General features: G+C 78.2%; 3 protein-coding genes. 2 read left to right on the top strand and 1 reads right to left on the bottom strand.

Annotated features, from left to right (window positions below):
- Positions 1 to 225, bottom strand: a 225-nt coding sequence (locus tag ADY01_RS34460) for an SLATT domain-containing protein (RefSeq protein WP_234320530.1), incomplete at its 3' end; no start/stop codon positions are given.
- A 198-nt stretch (positions 226 to 423) separates the two neighbouring features.
- Between ADY01_RS34460 and purD the strand changes: the two genes are divergently transcribed.
- Together purD and ADY01_RS34450 are read left to right on the top strand one after the other, a co-directional pair.
- Positions 424 to 1,719: a phosphoribosylamine--glycine ligase gene (gene purD / locus ADY01_RS34455; RefSeq protein WP_049580716.1), complete on the top strand. Its 1,296-nt coding sequence runs from the start codon at positions 424 to 426 to the stop codon at positions 1,717 to 1,719.
- A 174-nt stretch (positions 1,720 to 1,893) separates the two neighbouring features.
- A partial coding sequence (locus ADY01_RS34450) for a hypothetical protein (RefSeq protein ID WP_049580715.1) occupies positions 1,894 to 3,135 on the top strand: 1,242 nt, incomplete at its 3' end.

The following is a 3,135-nucleotide window of genomic DNA, read 5'->3' as shown; positions in this document are numbered from 1 at the left end:
CCCCTCCAGGCCGAGCAGCGGCAGCCCCGCCCCGCCCGCGGCGCCGAGCACCGTGCCCAGGCGCAGCAGCCTCGCCGTCCGCCGTTTCCAGGTCATGGCCGCGAGGTACCCCTCCGCGGCGCGCGTCGCCTCCGCCTCCGCGCCGGCGTACAACGCGGCCAGCCCCTCGGGGGGCGGGACCGGCGCGGTATCCGTCTCCTCGGGCTGCATCTGCGGCTGGCTCACCCTCGCCCTCCCGGCCGCGGGCCCCTGGCGGACCCGGTGAAACACCTTTGTAACGGCCCGAACCGCCACCCCCGCCGCGGGCGGATCATCGGCCCGGAGGGCGCGGGCCTTGGCCGTCCCGGCCCACCCCCTCTCCGGCGCGCCGCCTCCTCACCCGAAAGAGTGGGTGAGGGAGCGCCGCCGTTAGGCTGTCGCCCCGTGAGGATCCTTGTCATCGGCGGCGGCGCCCGCGAACACGCCCTGTGCCACGCGCTCTCCCTGGACCCGGCCGTCAGCGAGCTGCACTGCGCCCCGGGGAACGCGGGCACGGCGGAGCTGGCCACCCCGCACCCGGTGGACGCGGAGAACGGGGCCGAGGTGGCCGCGCTCGCCGCACGCGTCGCGGCCGACCTGGTGGTCGTCGGCCCCGAGGCCCCGCTCGTCGCGGGGGTCGCCGACGCGGTCCGCGCCGCCGGGATCCCCGCCTTCGGCCCGTCCGCCGAGGCCGCCCGCATCGAGGGCAGCAAGGCGTTCGCCAAGGAGGTCATGGCCGCCGCCGCCGTCCCCACGGCCCGCGCCTACGTGTGCACCACCGCGGAGGAGGCCGACGAGGCGCTGGACGCGTTCGGCCCGCCCTATGTCGTGAAGGACGACGGCCTGGCCGCGGGGAAGGGCGTCGTGGTCACCGAGGACCTCGAACGCGCCCGCGCGCACGCCCGCACGTGCCGGCGCGTGGTGATCGAGGAGTTCCTCGACGGGCCCGAGGTCTCCCTCTTCGCCGTCACCGACGGCGAGACCGTCGTCCCCCTCCAGCCCGCCCAGGACTTCAAGCGCGCCCACGACGGCGACGAGGGCCCCAACACCGGTGGCATGGGCGCCTATTCGCCGCTGCCCTGGGCCGACCCCAAGCTCACCGACGAGATCCTGGAGACCGTGCTGCGGCCCACCGTCGAGGAGATGCGGCGGCGCGGCACCCCGTTCTCCGGGCTGCTGTACGCCGGGCTCGCCCTCACCTCGCGCGGGCTGCGGGTCGTGGAGTTCAACGCGAGGTTCGGCGACCCGGAGACCCAGGCCGTCCTGGCCCGGCTGCGCACGCCGCTGGCCGGGCTGCTGCGCGCGGCGGCCACCGGCGAGCTGGCCGAGTTCCCGCCGCTGCGCTGGAGCGAGGGCGCCGCGGTCACCGTGGTGATCGCCGCCGAGGGGTACCCGGCGGCGCCCCGCACCGGGGACCCGATCGAAGGGCTGGACGAGGTGGCCGAGCACGACGCGCCCGGCGCGTACGTCCTGCACGCCGGCACCCGGCGCGACGACGAGGGCCGCGTGGTGAGCGCGGGCGGCCGGGTGCTGTCCGTGACCGCCACCGGACCCGGCCTCGCCGAGGCCAGGGCCAGGGCCTACCGCGCCGTCGCGCGCGTCCGCCTCGACGGCTCGCACCACCGCACCGACATCGCCGCGGGCGCCTCGGACGCCGCCGCGGACACACCTTCCTCTCCCCAAAGCCCCACCATCGGGTGACCGATCGACCGTTGTGCTGACGAGCCCGTCACGCCCCCTTTAGGGTGCGGCGCAGCGTTCACCGCCCGTGCCTACGCGATCGGCCCCTCGCGCCTTGCGATGCCGGTGGCCGGTGCGACAGTGGAGAACGACGGCCAGACGGGCACAGCGGCATCGCGCGGCGGAGGGCAGGGCATGGTGCAGCGGAGATCGCGGGACGCCGGACGCTCCGCGCGGGACGACGCCCTGGCCGTGCTCCGCGTGCGCAACAGCGCGCTGGCGCTCGCGCTGCTGCCCGCCGCCGTCGCGGTGGTGCTGTTCGCCGGTGACGCCCCGGCCGCGCTGCGCTGGCCGCCGGTGGCGCTCGCCGCGTTCACCGCCGCCGTGGCCGTGGCCACGGGCCTGTTCATCGCCCGCGCCCGCCCCGCGGTCACCCCCACCATCGAGGTCCCCGAGCGCGCGGCGCCCGCCCTGCACGGCCTGATACGCGAGCTGGCCACCCGGCTCGACGTCCCCCCGCCCGGCGGCATCGCGCTCACGCCGGACTGCGACAGCTGGCTGGAGGAGCCCCCGCGCCCGCCGGGCGCGCCCCAGGGGCGCGCGGACGCGCCGGGGCCCGTGCTCGTCATCGGCTCGCCGTTCCTGTGGTGGATGCGCGTCGACGAACTGCGCGCGCTCCTCGCCCCCGTCGTCGCGGGCACGGGACCCGCCGCCCACCCCGACATCGCCTCCGCCCGCCGCTGCGTCCGCGCCTGGGACGCCGCCGCGGACCCGGCCCGCGGCGCCTCGCCCCTCCGCCGTCCCCTGGCGGCCTTCGCCGGGTGGGTGGCGAGGCTGCTGCTGCGGCTCTCCGCGCCCTACAGCGCCGAGATGGAACGGGGCGTGGCGCTCGCCGCCGCCGCGCGCGCCCAGGACGTGGACGCGCGCCTGCGCGACGCGGCCCAGGAGCAGGTCGGCCTCGCGTACGCGGGCTGGGACCGGCTGCTGACGCGGGTCGCGCTGCCCGCCTGGCGCATCGGCCGCTGGCCGCGCGGCCTGGACGCCGGGGTGGTCTCCGCGCTCACCGAGCTCTCCCGCCGCGACCGTCTGGCCGAGGGCTACGCCGCCAGGCTCGGCGAGCGCCCGGCGTGCGACCTGCTGGAGCGGCCGGGGGCGATGGACGAGGAGATCTCGCTGCTCGCCGCCCGCCTCTTCCACGGCACCCCGGGGCGCCAGGACGCCGACTGGACGCCGGTGGACTGGCCCGCCTACCCCGACGAGGTCGTGGACCGGATCTGGCGGGACAGGGCGGCCCGGCTCTTCGCCGCCCTCGGCGCCGCCGAGACGCCCACCCTGGCCTGCGCGCTCCAGCGGCTCACCGACGCCGCGGCCGGGCACGGCACCGAGGAGCTGGCCGCCCGGCTGGCCGCCGACGCGGCCCAGGCCCAGGCGCCCGCC

Source organism: Streptomyces sp. SBT349, from assembly GCF_001083795.1.
Lineage (GTDB): Bacteria > Actinomycetota > Actinomycetes > Streptomycetales > Streptomycetaceae > Streptomyces.
Note: the sequence above shows the minus strand (reverse complement) of the source record. Positions and strands in the feature narration are given on the sequence as shown.